Annotated in this window: 25 protein-coding genes; 10 read left to right on the forward strand and 15 right to left on the reverse strand. The window is 73.2% G+C overall.

Annotated features, from left to right (window positions below; all coding sequences use genetic code 11):
• Nucleotides 1-6 precede the first annotated feature (6 nt).
• Entirely contained in the window at nt 7-438 is a 432-nt protein-coding gene (locus AC3X7Z_RS19125; RefSeq protein WP_489976898.1) for a MarR family winged helix-turn-helix transcriptional regulator, read from the forward strand.
• A 341-nt stretch (nt 439-779) separates the two neighbouring features.
• Here the strand turns inward: AC3X7Z_RS19125 and AC3X7Z_RS19130 are convergent, their stop codons facing one another.
• Entirely contained in the window at nt 780-1,169 is a 390-nt protein-coding gene (locus AC3X7Z_RS19130) for a MerR family transcriptional regulator (protein ID WP_489976899.1), read from the reverse strand.
• Nucleotides 1,170-1,220: 51 nt separating this feature from the next.
• Between AC3X7Z_RS19130 and AC3X7Z_RS19135 the strand changes: the two genes are divergently transcribed.
• Nucleotides 1,221-2,420, forward strand: coding sequence for an MFS transporter (locus AC3X7Z_RS19135; RefSeq protein WP_489976900.1), 1,200 nt, complete (start codon nt 1,221-1,223; stop codon nt 2,418-2,420).
• Between the two features lie 201 nt (nt 2,421-2,621).
• Here the strand turns inward: AC3X7Z_RS19135 and AC3X7Z_RS19140 are convergent, their stop codons facing one another.
• Nucleotides 2,622-3,047 carry a hypothetical protein gene (locus tag AC3X7Z_RS19140; protein ID WP_489976901.1) on the reverse strand — a complete coding sequence of 142 codons (426 nt, stop codon included), beginning with the start codon at nt 3,045-3,047 and terminating at the stop codon, nt 2,622-2,624.
• A gap of 90 nt (nt 3,048-3,137) precedes the next feature.
• The gene (locus tag AC3X7Z_RS19145) at nt 3,138-3,905 is read right to left on the reverse strand and encodes a FlgD immunoglobulin-like domain containing protein (RefSeq protein ID WP_489976902.1); all 768 of its coding nucleotides are present in this window, start codon (nt 3,903-3,905) and stop codon (nt 3,138-3,140) included.
• 17 nt (nt 3,906-3,922) lie between these two features.
• Here AC3X7Z_RS19145 and AC3X7Z_RS19150 point away from each other — a divergent pair, with 17 nt between their 5' ends.
• Together AC3X7Z_RS19150 and AC3X7Z_RS19155 are read left to right on the forward strand one after the other, a co-directional pair.
• Nucleotides 3,923-4,369 (forward strand): MarR family winged helix-turn-helix transcriptional regulator, encoded by a 447-nt coding sequence (locus tag AC3X7Z_RS19150; protein WP_489976903.1) that lies wholly within the window; start codon nt 3,923-3,925, stop codon nt 4,367-4,369.
• Complete coding sequence (locus AC3X7Z_RS19155; protein ID WP_489976904.1) at nt 4,366-5,019, forward strand: maleylpyruvate isomerase family mycothiol-dependent enzyme; 654 nt, start codon at nt 4,366-4,368, stop codon at nt 5,017-5,019. Before AC3X7Z_RS19150 ends, AC3X7Z_RS19155 begins: the two co-directional genes overlap by 4 nt.
• Nucleotides 5,020-5,027: 8 nt before the next feature.
• Here AC3X7Z_RS19155 and AC3X7Z_RS19160 read toward each other — a convergent pair whose 3' ends face one another.
• The 10 genes from AC3X7Z_RS19160 to AC3X7Z_RS19205 form a co-directional block, all read right to left on the reverse strand.
• Nucleotides 5,028-5,750: a YoaK family protein gene (locus AC3X7Z_RS19160; RefSeq protein ID WP_489976905.1), complete on the reverse strand. Its 723-nt coding sequence runs from the start codon at nt 5,748-5,750 to the stop codon at nt 5,028-5,030.
• The gene (locus AC3X7Z_RS19165; RefSeq protein ID WP_186342200.1) at nt 5,747-6,400 is read right to left on the reverse strand and encodes a GntR family transcriptional regulator; all 654 of its coding nucleotides are present in this window, start codon (nt 6,398-6,400) and stop codon (nt 5,747-5,749) included. The genes AC3X7Z_RS19160 and AC3X7Z_RS19165 overlap by 4 nt, the downstream gene beginning before the upstream one ends.
• Before the next feature lie 7 nt (nt 6,401-6,407).
• On the reverse strand, nt 6,408-8,102 hold the full coding sequence (locus tag AC3X7Z_RS19170) for a dipeptide ABC transporter ATP-binding protein (protein ID WP_489976906.1): 1,695 nt from the start codon (nt 8,100-8,102) through the stop codon (nt 6,408-6,410).
• The gene (locus AC3X7Z_RS19175; RefSeq protein ID WP_489976907.1) at nt 8,086-9,906 is read right to left on the reverse strand and encodes a gamma-glutamyltransferase family protein; all 1,821 of its coding nucleotides are present in this window, start codon (nt 9,904-9,906) and stop codon (nt 8,086-8,088) included. Before AC3X7Z_RS19175 ends, AC3X7Z_RS19170 begins: the two co-directional genes overlap by 17 nt.
• Nucleotides 9,906-10,793, reverse strand: a complete 888-nt coding sequence (locus AC3X7Z_RS19180) for an ABC transporter permease (RefSeq protein ID WP_489976908.1) — start codon at nt 10,791-10,793, stop codon at nt 9,906-9,908. Before AC3X7Z_RS19180 ends, AC3X7Z_RS19175 begins: the two co-directional genes overlap by 1 nt.
• Entirely contained in the window at nt 10,790-11,746 is a 957-nt protein-coding gene (locus AC3X7Z_RS19185; RefSeq protein WP_489976909.1) for an ABC transporter permease, read from the reverse strand. The genes AC3X7Z_RS19180 and AC3X7Z_RS19185 overlap by 4 nt, the downstream gene beginning before the upstream one ends.
• Nucleotides 11,746-13,434, reverse strand: coding sequence for an ABC transporter substrate-binding protein (locus tag AC3X7Z_RS19190; protein ID WP_489976910.1), 1,689 nt, complete (start codon nt 13,432-13,434; stop codon nt 11,746-11,748). Before AC3X7Z_RS19190 ends, AC3X7Z_RS19185 begins: the two co-directional genes overlap by 1 nt.
• 139 nt (nt 13,435-13,573) lie before the next feature.
• The gene (locus AC3X7Z_RS19195; RefSeq protein ID WP_186342194.1) at nt 13,574-13,783 is read right to left on the reverse strand and encodes a sigma factor-like helix-turn-helix DNA-binding protein; all 210 of its coding nucleotides are present in this window, start codon (nt 13,781-13,783) and stop codon (nt 13,574-13,576) included.
• A 31-nt stretch (nt 13,784-13,814) separates the two neighbouring features.
• Entirely contained in the window at nt 13,815-14,171 is a 357-nt protein-coding gene (locus AC3X7Z_RS19200; RefSeq protein WP_489976911.1) for a DNA polymerase ligase N-terminal domain-containing protein, read from the reverse strand.
• Between the two features lie 4 nt (nt 14,172-14,175).
• Entirely contained in the window at nt 14,176-14,616 is a 441-nt protein-coding gene (locus tag AC3X7Z_RS19205) for a PaaI family thioesterase (protein WP_489976912.1), read from the reverse strand.
• A 67-nt stretch (nt 14,617-14,683) separates the two neighbouring features.
• Here AC3X7Z_RS19205 and helR point away from each other — a divergent pair, with 67 nt between their 5' ends.
• The gene (gene helR, locus AC3X7Z_RS19210) at nt 14,684-16,885 is read left to right on the forward strand and encodes an RNA polymerase recycling motor ATPase HelR (RefSeq protein WP_489976933.1); all 2,202 of its coding nucleotides are present in this window, start codon (nt 14,684-14,686) and stop codon (nt 16,883-16,885) included.
• Between the two features lie 59 nt (nt 16,886-16,944).
• Nucleotides 16,945-17,574 (forward strand): sensor domain-containing protein, encoded by a 630-nt coding sequence (locus tag AC3X7Z_RS19215; RefSeq protein WP_186342192.1) that lies wholly within the window; start codon nt 16,945-16,947, stop codon nt 17,572-17,574.
• A 13-nt stretch (nt 17,575-17,587) separates the two neighbouring features.
• Here AC3X7Z_RS19215 and AC3X7Z_RS19220 read toward each other — a convergent pair whose 3' ends face one another.
• On the reverse strand, nt 17,588-19,951 hold the full coding sequence (locus tag AC3X7Z_RS19220; protein ID WP_489976913.1) for an ATP-binding cassette domain-containing protein: 2,364 nt from the start codon (nt 19,949-19,951) through the stop codon (nt 17,588-17,590).
• A gap of 163 nt (nt 19,952-20,114) precedes the next feature.
• Here AC3X7Z_RS19220 and AC3X7Z_RS19225 point away from each other — a divergent pair, with 163 nt between their 5' ends.
• The 3 genes from AC3X7Z_RS19225 (at nt 20,115) to AC3X7Z_RS19235 (ending at nt 23,322) form a co-directional block, all read left to right on the forward strand.
• Nucleotides 20,115-20,597: a pyridoxamine 5'-phosphate oxidase family protein gene (locus tag AC3X7Z_RS19225; protein ID WP_489976914.1), complete on the forward strand. Its 483-nt coding sequence runs from the start codon at nt 20,115-20,117 to the stop codon at nt 20,595-20,597.
• A gap of 10 nt (nt 20,598-20,607) precedes the next feature.
• Entirely contained in the window at nt 20,608-21,408 is an 801-nt protein-coding gene (locus AC3X7Z_RS19230; protein WP_489976915.1) for an SRPBCC family protein, read from the forward strand.
• Between the two features lie 237 nt (nt 21,409-21,645).
• Nucleotides 21,646-23,322, forward strand: coding sequence for an alpha/beta hydrolase (locus tag AC3X7Z_RS19235; RefSeq protein WP_489976916.1), 1,677 nt, complete (start codon nt 21,646-21,648; stop codon nt 23,320-23,322).
• A 28-nt stretch (nt 23,323-23,350) separates the two neighbouring features.
• Here AC3X7Z_RS19235 and AC3X7Z_RS19240 read toward each other — a convergent pair whose 3' ends face one another.
• Nucleotides 23,351-24,466, reverse strand: a complete 1,116-nt coding sequence (locus tag AC3X7Z_RS19240; protein ID WP_489976917.1) for a DNA glycosylase AlkZ-like family protein — start codon at nt 24,464-24,466, stop codon at nt 23,351-23,353.
• A gap of 135 nt (nt 24,467-24,601) precedes the next feature.
• Between AC3X7Z_RS19240 and AC3X7Z_RS19245 the strand changes: the two genes are divergently transcribed.
• On the forward strand, nt 24,602-24,748 hold the full coding sequence (locus AC3X7Z_RS19245; RefSeq protein ID WP_489976918.1) for a hypothetical protein: 147 nt from the start codon (nt 24,602-24,604) through the stop codon (nt 24,746-24,748).
• Nucleotides 24,749-24,754: the final 6 nt, after the last annotated feature.

Below are 24,754 nucleotides of genomic sequence, written 5' to 3' on the forward strand. Positions count from 1 at the left end.
GGGGAGGTGGACGGGGCGCGGCTGCTCGACGACCTCGTCCGTGTCGAGGTGCGGCTCTACGCGGTCGTCGACGCTCGTCTCCGGTCCGCGGGCGGGCACGGCCTCGGCAGGCTCGAGGTGCTGCGCGCGGTCGCGCGGGTGCCCAGCTGCCGGGTCGCCGACGTGGCCGGCCAGCTCGGCATCACTGTCGGTGCGGCGAGCAAGGCGGTCGATCGCCAGGTCAGGGACGGACTCGTGGAGCGCCTGCCCCACCCCGAGGACGGGCGCTCGTCGATCCTCGAGCTGACCGCGTCGGGCCGAGCGGCCCTCGACGACCTCGAGCCGTTGCTCGACCGCATCACTGCTGAGGTCTTCGCGGCCTCAGGCGTCGAGCCGGCCGAGCTGCAGCGCCTGGGACGCACGCTCCGGGATCTGCGCTCCTCCTTGGCGGCCCTCTGACGAGGGCGACCTATGCCGGGGGACTGCGCGGGGCGGGCGCCGCGCCGGGTCGCCCGCGGTGGCGCTGGGTCGTGCGCCCCAGCCGCGGCACGGCGCTGGGGGAGGAGGGGTCGGTGGCGGTTGGCCGCTCGGACATGCGGTGCCTTTCGTCGATCGTCGAGGTCACCGATCGTCGCCCGGCTCGGCTGAAGCGTCGTCCGCCGAGGGGCGGTGGGGCTCACGCACATCGGCGTAGCCGGTCACGCTCTGAGGCGCAGCCGTGAACGCCCTCGGGCGATTGGCCTGCTGTCTCGGCCATCGCAGTGCCACTCGCCCTGACGGGGCGGAGGCAAGTGGGTGGGTCAGCCCGAAGAGGGAGGTGAACCGGCCGGGGTGCGCAGCAGCGTTCTGCCGTTGGCCCGCCGCAGGTAGTCGCGCACGGCGTCCCGGCTGAGCGTGAGGCAGGCGATGCGGCGTTCGAGCCGCTTGGCCTCCTCGCCGAGGAGTGCCCGCACCTCGGTGTCGGCCCCGACGTCGACCGACCGGGACCTCTCGAGCAGCACGCCGATGAGACGAGTAGGAAGGCCAGAACGGATGAGGCTGCTGACAAGCGTTGCGCGCTCGACGTCGTCCTCTGTGTAGGAGCGGTAACCGTTGCGCTCCCGACCTGGCGCGAGCAAGCCCTGCTGCTCGTAGTAGCGCAGCATCCGCACCGACACCTGGGTGCGCTGGGAGAGCTCTCCGATTCGCATGCGCATCCTCCTTGACCCTGACACCGGTGTCAGACTTTAGCGTCTGGTGGCGTGACATCCTCAGACAACGGCCGGGGCTCGACGCGGGACTTCCAGCTCCCGCTGCGTCCCTTGATCTTCCTCTCCGCGACCGCCTTCGCCACGGTGACGGCGGAGCTCATGCCGGCGAGCCTGCTGCTCGAGCTGTCTCGCGATCTGGAGGTGTCGAGGGCTCAAGCAGGACTCGTGGTCGCTGCCTGGGCGCTGACCGTGGCGGCGACGAGCCTCCCGATGGTGCGAGTGACGCGCCGCATCAAGCAGCAGGTGCTGGTGCCATCGATCTTGCTCGTGCTGTCGCTGGCGACGTTGGTGACAGCGTCGGCGCCGACGTTCGAGGTCGCTGTCGCAGGGCGAGTGGCGGCGGCGGTGGCGCACGGCCTGTTCTGGTCCTTGCTGGTGCCGATCGCGGCGGCGCTCGTGCCACCCGAGAAGGCCGGTCGGGCCATCTCGGTCGTCCTGGCCGGACCGTCGGTGGCAGGCATCGTCGGCATTCCGCTCGGCGCGGCGGTTGGATCGGCCCTCGGTTGGCGCGTGTCCTTCGGCGCCCTGGCGCTGCTTCTCCTGGCTGCGGCGGGTGTGGCCGCACTGCTTCGCCTTCCTGACGCCACTCGCCCCGGCCAGGACCGAGCTCCGCAGGCGTCCGGGTACAGGAGTGTCGTGCTGCTCTCGTCGGCAGGAGGGCTGATCCTCACGGGGCACTTCGCGCTGTACACGTTCGTCTCGCCTCTGTTGGAGGACCTCGGGCACTTCGGCTCACGTTCGAGGGCAGCACTTCTGCTCGTGTTCGGGGCGGCCGGGGTCGTGGGCACGCTGCTCGCCGGGTCGATCTCCGATCGCCACCCCACGCACGCCTTCACCTGGGTCGCGGTCGCGTTCGCGCTGAGCGCCGTCTCCCTCCGGCTCGTCGCCCAGAGCACCCCGGCCGCCGTCGCGGCCATCACGGCGTGGGGCCTCCTGATGGGTCTGCTCCCTCCGGTGTTCCAGACCCGATTGCTTCGCTCGGCGCCACCGGGCCGGGAAACGACGGTCAGTGCGCTCGGCATCACGGTGCTGAACCTGGGCATCGCCGCCGGTGCGGGCATGGGCGGCGTCACCGTCGCGGTCGCCGCACCGGGCGCCTTGCCGTACGCCGCGGCGGCCGTCATCGGGGCAACGGCGGCCGGCCTGATCGTCTCGGCGGCGCCCATGCGCGAGGCCCCGGCCCGTCGTTGAGCCCGGTGGCGGCCCATCAACTTGTTGTCACGTCGACCTCAGCGGTCAGCGGTCTGGTGACTGTCGGCGGGGTAGGGGATCAACCGGAGACGACCTGGTCCCATCTGGTGCTCCGAAACACGGAGAGTAACATAATGTAAGTTATCGGCGAACAAGGTACAGGCGCAAGAACAGACGCGAGTACTCCCGTAGAGACCGTCGTCAGCCGGCGAGTCCGAGGTAGCGCAGGTCGACCGTGTACGACGCCACGTCGAAGGAGTCGCTCCCGGACGTGCTGAACGACCACAGCGCCGACGGCGGCATCCGCGGCGTGCCGTACACCGGGTCGGCCGACGCACCGTTTCCACCCCACGGCTCGCGGACCCAGCCGCTGGAGCCGCCCGTCGCCGACGTCACGGTGACGCGAGAGGACGTGGCGTAGCTGAACGCCGAGAGGGTGCCGGGGTCCGCCTCGCCGGCGTGCGTCGGCGCGCCGGTGAAGGCGATGCGCAGCGCCGCGACCCCCCGGACCGCCTGGGGCACGCCGAACCAGCTGTCCGTCTCGGCGCCGGGGCTCCCGTAGAACGGCGTGCTGCACGCGGCGACACCCTGGTGGCTGAGGCCGCCGGGGAACAGCGCACTGGGCACGACCGGCCCGCAGGGCTCATAGTCGCCGCACCCGTTCGAGGCGGACCACGTGCCGCAGGTCGAGCCGTGGGTCACGTCCTGCGGGACCACCTAGGCGCCCGGTGGGAGCGGACGCCCGGTCCTGCCGTCGCGGCCATCCCAGCGGACCCTCGGGAAGCCGGCGGTGCGAGGCAGCGTCGCGCGCAGAACCACCTCACCGCTCGGTGCCGTCACGACGAGCCGACCACGCCGCAGCCGAGGCTCGACCCGCGGATGGAAGACGAGCGCGTCGCGGACCGCCGTACTGCGGGGGTAGAGCACGGCCTGCGCCGCCGGGCCCTCGTCCAGACCGCCGAGGGACACCTTCGTGGGGCCCGCGCTGTACACCCGGTCGATCTCCACGGGCTCCGGCTCGCTGGCCCCGCCCGGGCCACGGACCACGACCCAGTACATCCCGCCGGGCAGACGACGCCCGCCCGTGCCGCGTCCGTCCCAGGTCCACACGTGTGACCCCTTCCCGACGGTGCCGAGGCGGCGGCGCAGGAGAGCGCGCTCTCGATCGTCCTGGACCAGGATGGTCACCGGCCCGGCTGTCGCGACGTCGTACCGAACGCGGGCCACGTCGCTGTCGCCGTCTCCGTTCGGGGAGAACGGAGCGATGGCCTTCACGTCGGGGGCGGACACCCGCGTTCCCGTGCCCTGGGCGGGCACGGCGAGAGCGGCGGCCAGCACGGCGCCGAGAGCAGTGAGAGCGGCAAGGACCGTCCAGGGAACCGGACGCTTCATGACTCGGATGCTACCCAGAACCAGACGATCCCAACCGTTCCTGACCGGCGTGCGCTGGTGGTCCTTCCAGCGGCCGGAGACCCGTGCCCTCATATGACATCATTGTTGTCATGACCCGATCCGAGCTCGTGTACGACGTGCTCCGTCACGTGCGACCGCTGGTCCTCAGCTCCGGGCGGGTCGTGGAGAGGCGGGTGCGGAGGGAGGGCTGGACGCTGGGCATGCGTGCCGTGGTGGAGGTGCTCGCCGACCAGGGCGATGCCACTGTGCCCACCATCGGGCGGCTCCTGGACCTGCCGCGGCAGGCCGTGCAGCGACATGTGAACGATCTCGTCGAGCGTGGGCATGTGGAGACGCACCCCAACCCGACCCATCGACGGTCCGTGCTGGTGAGGCTCACCGGCGACGGAGCCGGCGCGTTCGAGCGGGTGCGCGCCGCCGAGATGCTCGAGCTCGCCGGTCTTGCGGACGAGTGCAGCAGCTCGGAGCTGCTGATCGCCTCTCGGGTGCTGGCGGCCCTCCTCCGTGACGTCCGGGCGAAGGCCGCCGCGGCATGACACGCGATGACGCCTGGATCTTCGCGGCGACCAGTGAGAATCGCGTGCGCCTCGCCGACCTGCTCGACGCGCTCCCGCCGTCGCAGTGGGCGGCCGACACGCTGTGTGACGGGTGGTCGGTGCACGTGGTGGGAGCGCACCTGCTCCAGCACGCCTACGTGACGTTCCCCCGGTTCGTGCTCGCCGCGCTTCGCCGGCGCGGGGACACCGATGCGACGGTCGACCACTTCGCCAGGCAGCTGGGGCGACGGCTCGGACCGTCCGAGATCGTGGGCCTGCTGCGTCAGCATGCCTCCGACCGGGTGGCGCCGCCGCGCGTCGGCCCGTGGGGCCAGCTCGCGGAGACCTGCGTCCACCTGCGCGACATCGCCCGACCGCTGGGCCTGGACGCCGACGTCCCGGGCGACCACTGGGCGGCCCTGCTCGACTACTACACCTCCCCCGCGGTGGCTCCGGCCCTCGTGCCACCGGGCCTGCTCGACGGACTGAGCCTCGTGCCGACCGATCTCGGGGGATCGTTCGGCGACGGTCTCCCGGTCCATGGCCGCGCCGAGGCACTGACGATGGCGGCGTCGGGTCGAGCGGTGGCGCTGGACGACCTCTCCGGGGACGGCCTCGAGGTGCTCCGGCGCCGACTCGCGCCTGGCTGAGCCGCCGATCAGCCGGTGGCCGCGTCGAGGCTGTCTCGGCGCCGGTCCCGCACCACGCGTACGACCATCGTCGACGCGACGACGAGCAGGAGCCCCGACGAGATCGCCACCGGGAGAGCCACCCCGGCCCGCAACGTGAAGGCGCCGACCACGGCGCCACCGAACATCGTGCCCACCGCCCCGGCCCTGCGCAGGGTCGTGGCGCGTCCCGCGGTGCCGCCGGTCCACGCCGCCTCGGCGAACAACCCCGCGAGCGTCGACGTCACCACCACGGTCGACACGTCGCCCACCGCGACGCGACGGGCCGCGACGGCCTGGGCGCCCATCGCGGCCCCGAGGGCGCCGGCGAGCAGGTCGAAGACGGTCGCGCCGGGGTCGACCAGATGGAGCACGAGTGCGGAGCCACCGACCGTGAGCGCGCAGGCCATCAGCAGGCTCGCGGCCACCACGTCGGCGTTGGGGCGGGCGTGGTGCCCGCGCTGCACGGTTCCGGCCAGGATGGCGCCCATCGCGAAGCCCACGAGCGCGACGGCGGCGCGGAGCAGCGGCACGTCCTCGGCGTCGGCGAGCCCGAGGCCGACGAAGATCACGTTGCCGGTCATGTTGGCGGTGAAGACCTGGTCGAGCCCGAGGTAGGTGGCGGCGTCCAGCACGCCGGTGCCGAACGAGAGCACCAGCATCGCCGCCGTGGAGAGGCCGTCCGGGCCGGACGGACCGGCTGCCCCACTCATCGCGTGTGCCGTCGCAGGTAGCCGTCGAGGGAGTTGTGCACGTGCTGCCGCATCAGCCCGGCCGCCTTGCGCGGGTGCCCGGCGAGGACGGCCTCCGCGATCTCGTCGTGCTCCTGCCACGAGTGCTCGCCACGCGCGGCGACGTCCATCCCGTAGAGCCACTCGACCTTGCCGCCGATCTGGCGCAACAGGCCGAGCAGCGAGGCGTTGCCGGCGAACTCGGCGATCGCCAGGTGGAACCGGGTGTTGAGCGGCGGCAGGTCGGTGCGGCCGGGCGCCTCCAGGCCGCTGCGGCCGGCGGCCACCAGCTCGCGCAGCAGGTCGGCGAACCGGCGCACCTCGTCGTCGTCACGGTGGGTACGACAGCGCTCCGCGGCCCGTCGCGCCGTCAGCTCCTCGATGGTGCTGCGCACGGCGAAGATATCGGCCGCCTCGTCGCTGTCGAGGTGCGCCACCCGCACGCCGGCGTAGGCGACGCTGGTGACGAAGCCCTCCGCCTCGAGGTGGCGCAGCGCCTCGCGCACCGGCACCCGCGAGACGTCGTACGCCTCGCACAGCTCCGACTCGGTCAGTCGGGTCCCCGCCGGGTGGGTGCCCGCGACGATGTCGGCGCGCAGCGCGCGGAGCACCTGGTCGGCGCGCCTGCTCACCCGTGCCTCACGAGAACACCCCGGCTCCCGGGATCGCGGCCAGCAGCTCGCGGGTGTAGTCGGAGGAGGGCCGCTCGAAGACGTCGTCGACGGCGCCCGTCTCGACGAGCCGGCCCTGCTGCATCACCACCACGTCCTGCGCGACCAGCCGCACCACGGCGAGGTCGTGGGTGATGAAGAGGTAGGAGAGCCCGAGGTCGCGCTGCAGGTCGGCGAGGAGCGTGAGGATCTGGTCCTGCACCAGCACGTCGAGCGCCGACACCGCCTCGTCGCACACCACCAGCCGGGGGTTGAGCGCGAGCGCGCGGGCGATCGCCACGCGCTGCCGCTGGCCGCCGGAGAGCTCGTTGGGGTGGCGCTGGGCCACCGAGTGCGGCAGCGCGACGTGGTCGAGCAGGTCGGCCACCCGGGACCGCCGCGAACGCCGGTCGCCCACCCCGAAGACCCGCAGCGGCTCGTCGACGATGTGCTCGACGGTGAACATCGGGTCGAGGGAGGCGTACGGGTCCTGGAAGACCGGCTGCATCGCGCGCCGGATCGCCCGCCGCTTCGCTCCCCTGGCCGCGGCCACGTGGGCGCCGTCGACCCGCACCTCGCCCGCGGTCGGCGTGACCAGCCCGAGCACCATCCGGGCCACGGTGGTCTTGCCCGACCCCGACTCCCCCACGACCGCCGTCGTGGTGCCTGCGGGCACCTCGAACGACACGTCGTCGACGGCGGTGAGCCGGCCGCGCCCGCCGCGCAGGTGGTACTCCTTCGTCAGGTGCTCGACGGCGAGGATCGGCCCGGTCCCCTGCTCGGGCGACCCGTCCCGAGGTTCGGTCCGGACGCCGACGGGCGCCCCGGCCGCGACGCGGGCGCTGGCGACCGACGGCGCCGCGGCCACGAGGCGCTGCGTGTACTCGTGCTGCGGGTGGCGCAGCAGCTCGCGTGCCGGTCCCTGCTCGACGATGCGGCCCTCCGACATCACCACGACCCGGTCGGCGCGGTCGGCGGCCAGCCCGAGGTCGTGGGTGACGAGCAGCATGGACGCGCCGCGCTCGGCCCGCAGCGTCTCCAGGTGGTCGAGGATCGTGCGCTGCACCGTCACGTCGAGGGCCGACGTGGGCTCGTCGGCGATCAGCAGGTCGGGCTCGCACGCCAGCGCGATGGCGATGAGCACCCGCTGCCGCATCCCGCCGGAGAACTCGTGCGGGTACTGGCGGCTGCGCCGCTCGGCGTCCGGGATGCCCGCCTCGCCGAGCAGCTCCACCGCGCGACGGCGGGCCTCTCGTCGCGAGGCGAGCCGGTGGGCGACCAGCGTCTCGGCGACCTGCTGGCCCACCCGGGTGGCCGGGTTGAGGTTGGACATCGGGTCCTGCGGCACCAGCCCGACCTGTCGTCCGCGGAGGCGGCGCAGCCGTCGTTCGTCGGCGTGGGTGACGTCCTCGCCGCGGAACTCGATGCGGCCGCGGGTCACGGTGCCGCCGCCGGGGAGCAGGCCGATCACGGCCGCCGCCGTCGTGGACTTGCCCGACCCCGACTCCCCGACCAGGGCCACCCGCTCCCCCTCGGCGACGGTGAGGTCGACGCCGTGCAGCGCTGGGGTGCCGTAGTAGCTCACCTCGAGGTCGGTGATCCGCAGCAGCGGCGCCGCCTCGGGCACGGCCTCCTGCGCTGTCCCTTGCGTGGTGACGGGCGTGGTCTCAGCGTCCGACGGCATAGCCCTGCTCCCCTCTCGGGTTGGCGGCGGCCTCCAGGAGGCCGGTGGCCGGGTCGCGCGCGACGGCGGAGAGCCGGCCGAGCGACCAGTCGCCGGCGCGGGTGACCACGTGTCCGCGCCGCTCGAGGTCGGCGATGACCTCCTCGCCGAGGCGGTCCTCCACGACCGCGCCGCCCGGGGTCCAGGTGCGCGGCCAGAACGAGCCGGGCATCGAGGTGGTGTGGAGCGCGGGGGCGTCGATCGCCTGCTGCGGCGAGTAGCCACCGCGCAGCACCCGCAGCAGGTAGAGCAGCTGCCACTGGTCCTGCTGGTCGCCGCCGGGGGTGCCGAGCGCGCACCACGGCCGGCCGTCGCGCAGCACGAGCGTGGGGCTCAGGGTCGTGCGCGGGAGCCGGCCCGGGCGCAGCGCCGACGGTGCCCGCTCGTCGAGCCAGGTCATCTGCAGCCGGGTGCCGAGGCAGAACCCCAGCTCCGGGATCGTGGGCGAGGACTGCAGCCAGCCGCCGGAGGGCGTCGCGGAGACGAGGTTGCCCCACCGGTCGACGACGTCGAGGTGGCAGGTGTCACCGCGTCGTACGTCCCCCACCGCGCCGACGGTCGGCTCCCCCACGGCGGCGTCGGCGGAGTCGTCGGGCGCCTCGGTGAGCAGGGGCGGAAGGTAGACCGGTGTGGAGCCCACGTCGCCCGGCCGGTAGTCGTGGGAGGCCGCCTCGCCGATGAGCGCGCGGCGCTCGGCCGCATAGGCGGGCGAGAGCAGCACGTCGAGGGGCACGCCGGGGCCGTCCGCGGGGTCGCCGTAGTGGGCGTCGCGGTCGGCCAGCGCGAGCTTGAGCGCCTCCAGCACCCGGTGGGCGCCGGCGCCGGTGCACGGGTCGACCTCGTCGTCGGCGAAGCCGGCGAGGATCGCGAGCGCCTGCAGCAGCACCGGGCCCTGGCCCCAGGCGCCGGTCTTGCAGACCGTGACGCCGTGGACGTCGAGGGTCGCCGGCTCCTCGTAGCCGGCGCGCCAGCCGGCCATGTCGGCGCGGGCGAGCACACCTTCGTGGTCGGCGCCGTCGCTGTGGCGGTGCGGGGTCGCGACGAACCCCTCGACCGCCTCGGCCACGAACCCGCTCCCCCACGCATCACGGGCCGCCTCGATGCGGCCCGCGCGGTCGCGCGCGCCCGCGCCCGCACCGACCAGGCGGCGCAGGGTGGCGGCGTACGTGGTCAGCCGGACGACGTCGCCGGCCCCGGGCGGTCGTCCCTCCGGCAGCCAGAGGTCGGCCGAGGTGGGCCAGTGCTCGCGGAACAGCCCGGCGGTGGCGGCCACCGTCTGCGCCGCGCGAGCCGAGATCTGGTGCCCCTCCTCGGCGTACTCGATCGCCGGCGCGAGGACGTCGGCGAGCTCCCAGGTGCCGTGGTCGCGCAGGAGCAGCAGCCACGCGTCGACGGCGCCCGGCACCGCCGCGGCCAGCGCACCCGTGCCGGGCACGAGGTCGAGGCCCTCGGCCCGGTAGTGCTCGATGCTCGCGCCGGCCGGGGCCGGACCCTGGCCCACCAGCACCCGCGGCCTGGGGTCGTCAGCGGTGGCGAACAGGCCGGTCATGTCGCCGCCGGGGCCGTTGAGGTGCGGCTCGACCACGTGGAGCACGAAGCCGCCCGCCACCGCCGCGTCGAAGGCGTTGCCGCCGCGCTCGAGCACGGACTGCGCGACCGCGCTCGCGACCCAGTGGGTGGAGGCACACATGCCGAACCTGCCCCGCAGCGTGGGCCTCGTGGTGTGCTCGGGGGGCGCCACGAAGGCGCCGGGGTCGGCCGTCATCAGCGCCTCCGGGTGGTGGGGTCGAGGGCGTCGCGCAGGGCGTCGCCGAACAGGTTGAAGCCAAGGCAGATCACGGCGATCGTGAGGCCCGGGAAGATCGCCGCGGCCGGCGCGCGGAAGATGTACTGCTGCGCGTCGGAGAGCATGATGCCCAGGCTCGGGGTGGGCGGCTGGATGCCGAGGCCCAGGAACGACAGCAACGCCTCGCCGATCACGGCGACCGGCATGATGACGGTGGCCTGCACGATCAACGCCGACGCCGCGTTGGGCAGCACGTGCTGCCACAGGATCCGGGCACCGGAGGCGTCGAGGGCGCGGGCCGCGAGCACGAACTCGCGCTCCTTCACGCGCAGCGTCTCCGCCCGCACCACCCGCACCATGGTGGGCACCTGGGCGATGCCCAGCGCGATCGCGGCGTTGTAGACGCTGGGTCCGTTGATGGCGGCGAGCCCGACGGCGACGATGAGGAACGGGAAGGCCAGCGTGAGGTCGGTGAACCGCGAGACCACCACGTCGGCCCAGCGCACGTAGCCGGCCAGCAGGCCGAGCGGGGTGCCCACCACCACCGCGAGGAGCACGCTGAGCGCGCCCACCAGCAGGGAGACCCGGGTGCCGTGGACGATGCGCGAGAGGATGTCGCGGCCGAGGTCGTCGGTGCCGAACAGGAAGCCGTCGGTGAAGGCGCGCTGGAACGGGAGGTCGAAGTGCACCTCCTCCGGCGGGTAGGGCGCGATCAGGGGCGCCAGCACCGCGGTCAGCACGACCAGAAGGAGCAGCGCCCCGCCCACCACGCCGAGCGGGTTGCGCGCCAGTTGGCGCAGCACCTGGCCGCGCTGCTGACCGAGGTCGATGTCGTCGACGGTGACGACGGGTGTGGCCTCGCTCATCGGGCCCCTCCTGCCACGCGGATCCGGGGATCGATGACCGAGTAGAGGACGTCGATCGCCAGGTTGATGACGATGTAGGCGAACGTGGTGACCAGCACGACCGCCTGGATCACCGGGTAGTCGCGGGTGAAGACGCTGTCGAGGGTGAGCTTGCCGAAGCCCGGCAGCCCGAAGATCCGCTCGGTCACCACGGCTCCCGACACCAGCCCGCCGAGCTGCAGGCCGATGATGGTGACGACGACGATGAGCGAGTTGCGCAGGGCGAACCGGGTCAGCACGCTGCGCCCGGGCATCCCCTTGGCGCGCGCCGTGCGTACGTAGTCGGCGGAGAGCGTGTCGAGCATCGACGAGCGGGTCTGGCGCATGATGACGGCGGCCAGCGCGGTGCCGAGCACGAGCGCCGGCAGCGTCAGGTAGTAGAGACCCCGCAGCGGCTCCTCGCTCACCGGCACGTAGCCGGACGCCGGGAACCAGCGCAGCCCCACCGCCAGGTAGAGGATCGCCAGGATGCCCAGCCAGAAGCTCGGCACCGACAGGCCGACCAGCGTGAAGCCGTTGGCGAGCCACTCCGGCCAGCGGCCCCGGTGCACCGCGGCCGCGACCCCGGCACCGACCCCCACCACCACGGCGACCACCACGGCGTAGAGGCTGAGCCACAGCGTGACCGGCAGCGTCGTGGCGAGGAGGTCGGTGACCGGGATGCCCGTGGCGATCGAGGTGCCGAGGTCGCCCTGCAGCAGGTTCTTCACGAACGTGCCGTACTGCACGAGCAGCGAGTCGTCGAGGCCGAGCTCGGCGCGCACCGCCGCCAGCGTGGCCGGGTCGGCCTCCTCCCCCGCGGCGGCCAGGGCGGGATCCCCCGGCAGGGCGCGTACCCCCCAGAACACCACGACGGAGGCGAGGAACATGGTGACGACCGCCTGTGCCAGGCGCCCGAGCAGGTAGCGCACCATCACGAGCCCCCGTCCGTCACGAAGCCCGCCCGGCTCAGCCGTACGACCCCGTCGCCGTACGTGCTGACGCCGGCGACGTCCTCGGAGTAGCCGGTGAGGTTGCGCTGGCGGTAGAGGTAGACGATCGGGTCGACCTCGTGCACCAGGGTGACCACCTGCCCGTAGAGGTCGGCGCGCCGGTCGGTGTCGACCTCCCCGGCCGCCCGCTCGAGGAGCGCATCGACGCGCTCGTCGCTGAATCCGGAGTAGTTGTTGGCCTGGCCGGTGGAGAGGAAGGAGAACATGTTGCCGTGCGGGTCGATGCGGCCCGACCAGCCGAGCTGCAGGATCTCGAAGTCGCCGCCGGTCTGGTCGTCGAGCAGCGTCGTGTACTCGACCGGCTCGAGCTCGATGTCGAACCCGCCGGCCGAGACGCTGCCCTGGATCGCCTGCGCCAGTCGGAGCGTGTCGGGGGTGTTGGAGACCTTCATGGTGAGCTCGACCGGGGTGTCGACGCCGGCCTCGTCGAGGAGCTCGCGGGCCCGCTCGGGGTCGAAGGGCGGGCACTCGTTGCTGGCCTCGGTGGCATAGACCGTGTCCGGCGAGATCGGCGAGCAGGCCGGCTCGAACCAGTTGTCGAACACCGAGTTGACCAGGGCCTCCCGGTCGAGCGAGAGCTCGAACGCCGCGCGCACCCGGGGATCGCTGGCGACCGGGGTGTCGATCGTGCCCGGGGGCGTGCCGACGCCGTCGGTGTTGCCGAGGTTGAACGTGATGCCCTGGTAGCCCAGCGAGCCGGTCTGCAGCAGCCCGATGCCCGGCTCGCGCTCGAGGGTCTCGATCGTGGTCGGCGAGACGGTGTCGATCACGTGCACGTCGCCGGACTGCAGGTTGGCGGCGCGGATGTTGGCGTCGGTCATGATGCGGTAGGTGATCGTGTCGAGGTGCACCTCGTCGGCTGCGTAGTACTCCGGGTCGCGCTCCACCACGATCGACGTCGCCGGCACCCGCTCGACGAACCGGAACGGACCCACGCACACCGGCGAGGTGCCGAAGTCGTCACCGAGGTCGTCGAGGGCGCGCGGGCTCAAGATCATGCCCGCTCGGTCGGCCAGCGACGCGGTGACGGGCGCGAACGGCTTTGCGTACCTCAGCTCGACGGCGCTGTCGTCGACGGCGACGACGCTCTCGACCGGTCCCATCTCGGCCGCGCGCGCCGAGTCCTCCTTCTCGAGGTGGCGCTCGAGGGTGCGCTGCACCGCCTCGGCGTCGAACGGCGTCCCGTCGGCGAAGGTGACGCCCTGCCGCAGCGGAATCCGCACGGTGCGGCCGCCGTCGTCGAGCTCGGGGAGGTCGGTGGCGAGCTGGGGCACGATGCGGCCGTCGGCGTCGATGTCGTAGAGCTTCTCGCAGATCGAGCTCATCACGTAGCGCGTGTAGAGCGACGAGGACGTGGTCGGGTCGAGCACGTCGGGATCGGCCGAGAGGCCCATCACCAGGTCGCCGCCGTCGGCCAGCGACACGCCCTCGGCCGGGACGCTCGACACGTCCTTGCGCTCGGGCGTCTCGCCGCGCGGCTGCACCGCGTAGCACGCGGACAGCAGCACCGCGACGACGACGGCCAGGACGAGCGCGGCCCAGGGCCGGCGCAGGAGCGGTCCGGGGCGGGTGGCCCGTCGCGGAGAGGGGGGTGGACGGTGGTGCGGCATCCGAGTCTGCCTGGACGTCACGGTGAGTCTCCCGAGAGGGTGTGGTCACGCGGACTGGCGTATACGGTTTTGTATACGATCCTTGTTGTAACACCGGCCCCGGGGGCTGGTCAACGGATGGCGGGCTCGCGTGCCGGCGTCAGGCGGACCTGCCGTACTTCTTGTGCATCGCCTGCTTGCTCACGCCCAGCAGCGTGCCGATCTCGGCCCAGGTGAACCCCTGGACGCGAGCGCGCCGCACCGCGACGGCCTCGGCGGCGGCCAGCTCGTGCTTGGCGCGGGCGATGCGCACCAGCTCGTCGAGCGGACCGCGCTCCCCCGGCTCTTCGGCGTCGATGGCCGTCCTCATCCGTCAACTGTTGTTGACCTGCGCCGAGATGTCAACCCCCGTTGACGGATGGCGGCTGGGCCCGCGTCAGGTGCAGGAGCCACTGCGTGCCGCCGGTGTGGATGAGCGCATAGCGACGGACGCCCTCGCGCCCGTGCAGGGAGAACACGATCCGGCGGCCGTCGCGGTCGTGCTCCTCCCACGTGCCGGTGTCGGCGACGGACTTGTGCTCGTCCTCGTAGGCGAGGTGGTCCAGGTCGTGGTCGTCCACCGCGATGGCGAGCCGGTCGCGCCGACTGTCGTCCGGCAGCCCCTTGGGCACCGCCCAGCTCCGCAGCACGCCCTCCTCCTCGAGTCGCAGGTCGAAGTGCGGGCTCGGGCGCCGGTGGTCGTGCAGCACGAACCTCACCGGCTCACCCCAGGCGCCGGACCTGGTAGGTCCCGACGGTCGTCGCCACGACCTCCCCGACGGCGTCGGTGAGCGTTGCCTCCAGCACGAACTCGCCCCGGCCGGACGCCAGCGCGTCGGCCCGCACCCGCGCCGCCTCCTCCTGCGACAGCGACGCCGTGGCACGCACGACGCCCATCGCCGGGCGACGGAAGCGGATCGTCGACTCCTTGACGAGCGGCACGAAGCCGGCGAGCTCGCCCTCGAGGTCGAAGGTCGCCAGGCTGAGCAGACCGCCCAGCATCTCGGCGACGCTGAACAGCGACCCGGCGTAGGTCACGCCGAAGTGGTTGACGTTGGGCTCGGGCGGCAGCTCGGCCACCGCGTGCCCCGCGCGAACCTCGACGACACGGATCCCCATGGCGTCCAGGATCGGGACCGAGCCGATGCGCTGGACTGCCTCCACTCTCAACGTATAGGCCATCGGGGGCCTTGCCGCAAGACCCCGGTCGGCCCCCACACTGCACGGCGTGATGCCGCCCGGACGCCCCCACGCCACCGCCCACGCCGCCGCTCACGACACGTTCCCCTTCGCGCTCCCCGAGGCCCTCGTCGCCAAGGCCGACCCCGCGCTCATCGACCACGACCGCACGCACTTCGCCCGCATCGCCGACGCGCTCGAGCAGGCGATCGGCGACCTCGAGGGCAGGCTCGCCGAGGCCCGGTCGGCCCCGGCGCGCGGCGGCACCGCCGCCCTCGAGCGCGACCAGGAGGTGCACCGCCTGTCGTCGCGCCTGCGTGCGCTGCGCCGCTACGACCTCGACCTCTGCCTGGGCCGCATCGTGCACGAGGGTCGCGACGAGCCGACGTACGTCGGGCGCCTCGGGCTCGCGGACGCCGACGGGCAGCGGCTGCTCGTCGACTGGCGCTCCCCGGCGGCCGAGCCCTTCTTCGCCGCCACCCACGCACACCCGCGGGGCCTGGAGAGCCGGCGCCGCTACCGCTGGTCGGGCGGGTGGATCGTCGACTACTGGGACGAGGCCTTCACCGAGGACGCCCTACGCCACGTCGCCGCGCTCGACGACCAGTCGGCCTTCGTCGCGACGCTGGGCGGCAGTCGTACGCCCCGCATGCGCGACGTCCTCGCCACGATCCAGGCCGACCAGGACGCCATCATCCGGGCCGGCTCACGTGGCGCGCTGGTCGTCGACGGCGGTCCCGGCACGGGCAAGACCGTCGTCGCGCTGCACCGCACGGCCTACCTCCTCCACGCCGACCCGCGGCTGGGCCACCGGCGCGGGGGCGTGCTCTTCGTCGGCCCGCACCAGCCCTACCTCGTCTACGTCGGCGACGTGCTGCCGAGCCTGGGTGAGGAGGGCGTGCAGACGTGCACGATCGGTGACCTCGTGCCCGAGGCGACGTCTGGCCCGGAGCCCGACCCCCGTGTCGCCGCCCTCAAGGGCGACCGGCGCATGGTCGAGGCGATCCAGCCCGCGGTCGCGCTGTACGAGGAGCCGCCGGCGGAGTCCTACCTGGTCGAGACCCCGTGGGGGGACGTCCGGATCACCGCCGCCGAGTGGGCGGAGGCGTTCGCCTCCTCCGATCCCGGCACGCCCCACAACCTGGCCCGCGACGAGGTGTGGGACGAGCTGCTGACGGTCCTGGTGGACAAGGCGGCCGACGATCTCGACGACCTCTCCCCCGACGACCTGCGCCGCGTCCTCGACCGCCATGCCGGGCTGCGCGACACGTTCGACCGGGCCTGGCCGCTCATCGAGCACACCGACCTCGTCGGCGACCTGTGGACGGTGCCGGCCTACCTGCGCCACTGCGCGCCGTGGCTGGCTCCCGACGAGGTGCGGGCGCTGCGACGCGACGACCCCGAGGCCTGGACCGACGCCGACCTCCCGCTGCTCGATGCGGCCCGGCTGCGGCTCGGCGACCCCGAGGCTTCGGGGCGACGACGTCGTACCGCAGCAGTCGAGGCGCGCGAGCGGGCGCGGATGGACGACGTGATCGACGACCTCCGCACGACCGCCCGCGAGTCCGGTGCCGACGACTACGGCGAGGGGCTGGTGTCGATGCTCGTGCACGACGACCTCCAGAGCGCGCTGGTCGACGACGCGGCCCTGCCCGACGCCGACGTCGACCGCCTGGCCGGTCCGTTCGCCCACATCGTGGTCGACGAGGCGCAGGAGCTCAGCGACGCCGAGTGGGCGATGCTGCTGCGGCGCTGCCCCTCGCGCAGCCTCACTATCGTCGGCGACCGTGCGCAGGCGCGCCACGGCTTCGGCGAGTCGTGGGCCGAGCGCCTGGCGCGGGTCGGTCTGCCCGAGGTCAGCGTGGCGCCGCTGACGGTCAACTACCGCACTCCCGCCGAGGTGATGGCCGAGGCGGAGCCGGTGATCCGGGCCGCGCTCCCGGAGGCCAACGTGCCCACGTCGATCCGCGAGAGCGGGATCCCGGTCCTCCACGCGCCCGTCGAGGAGCGCGACGCCATCATCGGCGCGTGGCTCGCCGAGCACGCCGAGGGCACCGCCGTCGTGGTCGGTGATCCGACCTACGCCGACTCGGCGCGCGTCCGCTCGCTGTCGCCGCAGCTGGTCAAGGGCCTCGAGTTCGACCTGGTCGTGCTGGTCGATCCCGACGGGCTGGGCGACGGCGTGACGGGCGCGGTCGACCGCTACGTCGCGATGACCCGTGCGACGCAGCGGCTGGTGGTGCTCACGCGGTGAGAACGCCGGGGCCCAGCCGGCCGTTGCTGGTGGGAGGGGTCGGGGCGCATGCTGGTCGGATGCGCAGCGTGCTGGTCGCCCTGGCCGTCCTCGTGACGCTGCTGGTCCCTGCGCCGGTCGTCGCTGCGGAGGAGCCACCTCGGCCGCTGCAGCGCCGGCACCTCCTGACGTTGGATGAGTACCAAGCCATCTACGGCTACCTGCTCTCCAGCCGCGTGAAGGTGCGGCGCTCCCCCGTCCTCGCACCCCACAGGTGCGTCGACCGAGCAGCAGAGGTCAGCGGCGCCAGCCGGATCCAGGGCAGCGTCTACGCCGACGAGCGGCCTCCGTCGGTGCGTGATGTCGAGCAGACCGTCGTCCGCTTCCACTCCACCCGCGAGGCGCGCGCCCTCGTGGATCGCTATCGGACCTTCAGCAGGCGCTGCGTGGGCGAGTCCGACGTCATCATCGACGGGGATCAGTGGCACATCGAGAAGCGCGCCTGGTTCCCCCGCACGCTCGGGGACGAGTCCGCCGGGATGCTCATCGTCTCCACCGGACCGTGGGAGGGCGAGTCCTACTTCGATCGCGTGCTCGCCGTGCGAGTCGGGCGCACCGTGTCGGTGCTTGACGTCCGCTACTGGTTCGCCGTCCCACCCAGGATGGAGCTGGTCGTCCTCGGTCGGCGCGCCGTCGAGCACCTGCGCTGACCCGGCCGCCGCCTCAGGCGCCCACGTAGGCGGCCAGGTGCTTGCCGGTGAGGGTGGGCTCCTCGGCCGCCACCATCTCGGCGGGTGGTCCCTCGAAGACGATCGTGCCGCCGCCGTGGCCCGCGCCGGGGCCGAGGTCGATGACCCAGTCGGCGTGGGCCATCACCGCCTGGTGGTGCTCGATGACGATGACCGACTTGCCGGAGTCGACGAGGCGGTCGAGAAGGCCGAGGAGGTTGGCCACGTCGGCGAGGTGCAGGCCGGTGGTGGGCTCGTCGAGGATGTAGACGTCGCCCTTCTCGCCCATCTGCGTGGCCAGCTTGAGGCGCTGGCGCTCCCCGCCCGACAGCGTGGTGAGCGGCTGGCCCAGCGAGAGGTAGCCCAGCCCGACGTCGACCAGCCGCTCGAGGATCTTCACGGCGGCCGGGATCCGGGCCTCCCCCTCGCTGAAGTGGGCGCGGGCGTCGACCACCGACATCTCGTGCACCTCGGCGATGTCCTTGCCGCCGAGGGTGTGCTCGAGGACCTCGGCCTTGAAGCGGCGCCCCTCGCACTCCTCGCACGGCGACTCGACGGTCGCCATCGGGCCGAGCTCGGTGAAGATCACGCCCGCGCCGTTGCAGGTCGGGCACGCCCCCTCGGAGTTGGAGCTGAAGAGGGCGGGCTTGACGCCGTTCGCCTTGGCGAAGGCCTTGCGGATCGGCTCCAGCAGGCCGGTGTAGGTCGCCGGGTTGCTGCGCCGCGAGCCCTTGATCGCGCCCTGGTCGATGACGATCACCTCGTCGCGGCCGGCGAGCGAGCCGTGGACGAGCGAGCTCTTGCCCGATCCGGCGACACCGGTGACCACGGTCAGCACGCCGAGCGGGATGTCGACGTCGACGTCGCGCAGGTTGTGGGTCGAGGCGCCCCGCACCTCCATCGCGCCGGTGGCCTCGCGCACCGACTCCTTGAGCCGCGCCCGGTCGTCGAGGTGCCGGCCGGTGATCGTGTCGCTGGCGCGGAGGCCGTCGACGTCGCCCTCGAAGCAGATGGTGCCGCCCGCGGCGCCCGCGTCAGGCCCGATGTCGACGACGTGGTCGGCGATCGCGATCGTCTCCGGCTTGTGCTCGACGACCAGCACGGTGTTGCCCTTGTCGCGCAGCTGCAGCAGCAGGTTGTTCATCCGCTCGATGTCGTGCGGGTGCAGCCCGATGGTGGGCTCGTCGAAGACGTAGGTGACGTCGGTCAGCGACGACCCGAGGTGCCGGATCATCTTGGTGCGCTGGGCCTCGCCGCCCGACAGCGTGCCGGCCGGGCGGTCGAGGGAGAGGTAGCCCAGCCCGATCTCGGAGAACGAGTCGAGCAGGTGCTGCAGGCCCTTGAGCAGCGGTGCCACCGACGGCTCGTCGAGCTCGCGCACCCACTCGGCGAGGTCGCTGATCTGCATCTCGCACAGGTCGGCGATCGACCTGCCCCTGATCGTGGACTTCCGGGCCTCGGGGGTGAGCCGCGTGCCCCCGCACTCCGGGCAGGTCTGGAAGGTGACCGCGCGGTCGACGAACCGCCGGATGTGCGGCTGCATCGCCTCGGGGTCCTTGGAGAGCATCGACTTCTGGATCTGCGGGATCATCCCGGTGAAGGTGAGGTTGACGCCCTCGACCTTGATCTTGGTCGGCTCCGACCACAGCATCGTCTCGAGCTGCTTCTTGGTGAACGACTTGATGGGCTTGTCCATCGGCAGCCCCATGCCTTCGAAGAGCCGGCCGTACCACCCGTCCATCGAGTAGCCGGGCACGGTGAGGGCGCCGTCGTCGAGCGACTTCTCCGCGTCGTAGAGCGCCGTCAGGTCGATGTCGTTGACCTTGCCCATGCCCTCGCAGCGCGGGCACATGCCGCCGAGGTAGACCTCCTGCTTGACGACCTGGCGCTCGGTGCGCCCGCCCTTCTCGGTGGTCATCATCCCGCTCGCCTTCCGCGTGGGGACGTTGAAGGAGTACGCGGTCGGCGGGCCGACGTAGGGGTCGCCGAGGCGGCTGTAGAGGATCCGCAGCATCGCGTTGGCGTCGGTGGCGGTGCCGACGGTCGAGCGGGGGTTGGCGCCCATCCGCTCCTGGTCGACGATGATCGCGGTGGTGAGTCCCTCGAGGTGGTCGACGTCGGGCCGGGCGAGGCTCGGCATGAAGCCCTGCACGAACGCGCTGTAGGTCTCGTTGATCATCCGCTGCGACTCCGCCGCGATGGTCGCGAAGACGAGCGAGCTCTTGCCGGAGCCGGAGACCCCGGTGAAGACGGTCAGCCGCCGCTTGGGCAGCTCGACACTGACGTTCTTGAGGTTGTTCTCCCGGGCCCCTTCGACCCTGATCAGCGCGTGGTCGTCGGCCGGGTGCGTGGTCGTCATGCTCTGCGTCTCCCCTGTCTGGTCGCGGACCCGGCGGAACGGGCCTCGTGCCCCTGCAGTGCCGGGGCAATCCTGCCAGTACGACGGCCCGCGCGCCGCCGCTGTGACCGCACCAGCCTCCTGGGTGGGGTGCCGGATTGGCGACGCGTGTCACTGTCGGGAGATGAGGACTCACGACGACCAGACCGCCACCGTGGCCGAGATCATGGACAAGACCGACATCGCCGTGCTGACCTACGTGTCGCTCGACGGCCGGCTGGTGTCCATGCCCATGGGCACCCAGGACTTCGAGGAGCCAGGCACCACCTGGTTCATCACCGAGCGCAGCAGCGACAAGGTGCGCGCGATCGAGGCCGACCCGCGGGTCAACGTCTCCTACTCCAGCAAGGCCGGCTGGGTCTCGCTGTCCGGCACCGCTCACCTCAGCGACGACCGCGCCAAGCTGCGCGAGCTGTGGGACGCGTCCGCCGGCGCCTTCATGTCGGGCGGGCCCGACGATCCCGAGAGCGTGCTGCTGCGCATCGACGGCGACACGGCCGAGTACTGGGAGTCGCCTGGGAAGGTCTCCCTCGTGGTCCAGGTGGCCAAGGGGCTCGTCACCGACGCCCAGCCCGACCTGGGCGACAACGACACCGTCCAGCTCTGAGGGCGGCGCCATGCTCGTCGACGCGCACGGTCCCGCCGCCGCCGACGAGGCGTGGCGCCGTTTCACCACCCCCGCGACATGGTCGTCGTGGGCACCGCTGATCCGCGACGTCGAGTCGTCCGACGACGTCCTGGCGCCCGGCACCACCGGCCGGGTGCACGGCCCGGCCGGGGTGGCCGTCGACTTCGAGGTCGTCCGCGTCGACCCCGGGCTGCGGTCGTGGAGCTGGCGCGCCGGGCGCGGTGCCGTCACCACGACGATGGACCACCACGTCCTGCCCGCACCGGGCGGTGCCAGCCGGGCCCTGCTCCGGGTGCCCGGTCCCTCGGCCGCGGTGCTCCAGCCCTACCGGGTGCCGGCGGCCGCCGCCCTGCGCGGCCTCGTGCGCGAGCCCGGCGGCCAGGGCTCCCCCGAGGCGGTCGAGGCGTTCGACTTCGCCTTCGCGCCGTCCTACGTCACCCCGGCGCGCGCCTTCGGCGTCACCCCGGCCAGCACCGCGGTGGAGGTGGGCCCCCAGTGGCTCTACGTCCGCTTCGGCCCCTGGCGCCTGGTCACCCCGCGCGCCAACCTGGCCGGCGCGCAGCTCTCCGGCGGCTTCTCGTGGCTCAAGACCGCCGGCCCCGCCCACCTGTCGGCCGCCGACCGCGGCGTCTCCTTCACGACCAACGGCGAGCGTGCGCTCTGCCTCACGTTCCACGACGCGGTCCCCGCCATCGACCCGACCGGCACGATCACCCACCCCGGCGTCACGCTCTCGGTGGCCGACCCCCACGCGCTGGCCGCGGCGCTCGGGCTCCCGCTGGACAAGTAGGCCCGTCTCCGCGCCGCCGCCGCCGCCGGTTCATCAAGGTATGTCGCTGGACCGGCACTTCCCTCGTTGAGCTCACGCTGGGAAGTGCGGGTTGGCCTGCATACCTTGATGGACCGTCAGGCCGAGGCGGAGACCGGACCGCGCGACGGTGACCCGCGCGGACGGGGTGTGGGATAGTCCGTCTGGGTGCGGGGAGCCCGTCGCGGGCACCTCGCCGTGACGGGCAGGAGGTGCCCGATGGCAGGCGACGCCACCGGCGCGGCCCTCGCACGACTGGACACGCTCGCGCGGACGTCCGCGCGTCGGCTCGCGCTGGTGCCCCCGGGAGTCGCCGGGGCGCTGCTGCTGGCCGCCGTCTCGCTGACGCCGTCCCTGCTCCCCCGCCCGCCGCTGTTCCAGGGCATCGTCACGGGTGTCGCCGCGGCCGCGGGCTACGGCCTCGGCGTGCTCTGCTCGTGGTGCTGGAGCGCGGTGCGGGACCGGCCGCGGCGCGCCTGGCCGCGCTGGGCGACGACCGCGCTGGCCGTGGTCGGCGCGGTGGGCGGGATCGTGATGCTGCTCCTCGGCGCCCGGTGGCAGCAGGAGGCCCACCGCCTCGCCGGCAGCGAGCCCACGCCCGTCGCGTCCGTGCTGCTCGTGCCGGTGATCGCGGTGCTCGTCGCCGGGCTCGTGCTCGTCGCGGCGCGAGGGCTGCGGGCGCTGACCCGGCGCCTCGTCCGGCTGCTCCAGCGCCGGATCGGGCCGAAGGCGGCCCAGGCCCTGGGGGTGCTCGTCGTGGTCGGCCTCGGGGTCACGCTGGTGAGCGGGGTGCTCGCCGACGCCGGCCTGCGCGCCCTCGACGCGTCGTTCGCCGTCGGCGACCTGACGACGCCCTCCTCGGCGCGACGGCCCGAATCCGCGCTGCGCTCGGGCAGCGCCGAGTCGCTCGTCGACTGGGACGACCTGGGCCGTGAGGGCCGCGTCTTCGTGGCCGGCGGACCGACCGCGGAGCAGATCGAGGACGTCGTGGGGACGGCCGCGATGGACCCGATCCGCGCCTTCGCCGGGCTCGGCAACGCCGACGACGCCGAGGAGCGCGCGGAGCTCGCCGTCGACGACCTCGAGCGCGCGGGCGGGTTCGACCGCGAGCACCTGCTCGTGGTCACCACGACCGGCACCGGCTGGGTCGAGCCGAGCGCGGCCGCCGGGTTCGAGTACGTCACCGGCGGCGACTCCGCGATCGTCGCGATGCAGTACTCCCACCTCCCGTCCTGGCTGTCGTTCGTCGTCGACGCCCAGCGGGCCCGCGAGGCCGGGCGCGGGCTGTTCGACGCGGTCTACCAGCGGTGGACGGCGCTCCCGCCCGACGACCGGCCGCGGCTCTACGTCTTCGGTGAGAGCCTGGGCTCCTTCGGCGCCGAGGAGGCGTTCAGCGGCGAGTTCGACCTGGCCAACCGCACGACCGGCGCCCTCTTCGTGGGCCCGCCGAGCTTCAACCGGCTGTGGGGCGAGCTGTCCGCCGACCGCGATCCCGGCTCGCCCCAGATCGAGCCGGTGTACCGCGACGGGCGCGTCGTCCGGTTCGCCACGCGGGCCGAGAGCCCGCCGCCTGCCGACCGTCCGTGGGAGGGCAGCCGCGTGCTCTATCTCCAGCACGCCTCCGACCCGGTCACGTGGTGGAGTCCCGACCTGCTCCTCCGACGACCCGACTGGCTGGAGGACGAACGCGGCGCCGACGTCCCGGGCGGCATGCGCTGGGTGCCGCTCGTGACGTTCTTCCAGGTCTCGGCCGATCTCGCGATGGCCTTCGACACCGAGCCGGGCCACGGCCACAACTTCTCCGGAGAGCACGCGGCGGCGTGGGTGCAGCTCGTGCGGCCCGACGGGTGGACCGAGGACACGACGGAGGAGCTGCGCCGGCTCCTCCGGCGTTGACCGCCTCGGGTCGGTCCGCGCAGCGAGCTCAGGGGCGGACGACCTCGAGCCCCAGCCACTCCCCCAGCGCGGCGATCTCCGCCTCGACCCGCCGCCGGCGGGCCGCCGACCAGCTGCCGTCCTCGTGCACGGCGTCCACCACGAGCACGCCGGCGTCGCGCTCGGCGGTGGCGTCGACCTTGCCGACCAGATCCTCGCCGTCGAGCACCGGCATCGCCCAGTAGCCCCACTGCCGTTTCGCCGCGGGCTTGTACATCTCCAGCTGGTAGTCGAAGGCGAACAGGTCCTCCATCCGCTTGCGGTCGAAGACCACCCGGTCGAGCGGCGAGAGGATCGCGGTGCGTCCGGCGAAGTCGTCGAGGTCGACCAGCAGGTCCGGGTCGACGCGCCACTGGCCGCGAACGCCCTCGACGCGCGCCGGCTCACCCGTGTCGCGGACGTCGTAGCGCTCGTCCCACGCCTCGAGGGCGCGTGGGCGCGCGATGCCGAGCGCGCGGAGCCGCCGGCGGGCGAGCGTGCGGTGGGCCTCCTCCGCCGGCACCGCCGGGTCGCCGGGGTGGACCCGCTCGGCGAGGTCCCACCGCCGCTCCCTGCCCTCGCGCGAGGCGACCGCGACCTCCCCGCGGCCCTCCATGCACTCGAGGAGCTTCATCACGTTCTTGTCGTTGGTCCAGCCGGTGGAGCGCCACGGCACCTCGCAGGTGTCGGGCAGGTCGCGCGCGGGCGTCGGTCCCTCCGAGCGCAGCAGCGCGAGGATGTCGCGGCGGCAGCCGTCGTTGGCGGCGACCCAGTCCGTGAGGTCCTCCTGCCACTCCTTCAACGGCGGCTCACCCGGCCAGGCGTCCATGTCGGCGCGCAGCAGCGCCACGTCCTCGCTGGGCAGCAGCATCCCCCTCACCTCGACGAGCGCGCCGTCGCCGACGAGGTCCTCGAGGTCCTCGGGCTCGTACGAGCCACCCAGCCGGGTCCACAGCGCGAGGTCGGCGTGCGGCGCCACGACGCGGGTCAGGTCGACCTGGAGGAACCCGAGGTGCCGCACGACCCCGAGCACGTCGTCGGGCCGCGGTGCCGCGAGCAGCTGGGCGCGTACGGCGATGCGCCGGGCCTGCTGCGGCGTGAGGTCGTGACCGGTCCGCGCGCCCATGCGGCGATCCTAGGGCGCCGGTGCGGGACGGACGGGCCACACGCCCATGGCCCGAACGGGCCATTCCGTGCCCCAGATCGGGCATTCCGCAGCATTCGGGTCCGCGAGCCCGCGCGCGGTGCCACCCTCGAGAGCATGTGGGACACCGTGGAGACCAGCTCGGTCCACCTCTCGCACGACCTCCCGTGCACCGGCTGCGGCCACGGCCGGCACACCTACCTGCCGTGCTCGGACACCTGCGACTGCGTCCACGGGCGCGACCGCAGGCTCAGCAACGCCTGACCCGCC

Source organism: Nocardioides sp. Z24_21 (assembly GCF_058134345.1).